This is a genomic window from Actinoallomurus acaciae (genome assembly GCF_042429965.1).
GTDB lineage: Bacteria > Actinomycetota > Actinomycetes > Streptosporangiales > Streptosporangiaceae > Actinoallomurus > Actinoallomurus acaciae.
Window position 1 is genome coordinate 7,309 of sequence record NZ_JBHLZP010000408.1, and the last position, 332, is coordinate 7,640.

Sequence of the window (332 nt, forward strand, 5' to 3'; positions counted from 1 at the left end):
TCCCCGGCACTTCCGCAAACTGCCGGCGCAGTTCGGCACCCTTCCCGACGACGCGCGGCCGGGGCCGCTCGGAAGGACGCCGGAACACGACGGCGCCCACCGCCACGGCACCCGGCCCGGCCGGGACGCGGACGTGCGCGGCGACCGGACGGAGCACGGGGAGGAGACGCGAGCGGCGACTCCCCGCCGCCGGGCACGCGGTGGCACGACCTCGCCGAGACCGCGTACCGGGAGTGGGGTGGAGGATCGGGGCCGCGAGGGTGCCCGGGATCGCTCCGCGCCGAGACCGCGTACCGGGAGTGGGGTGGAGGATCGGGGCCGCGAGGGTGCCC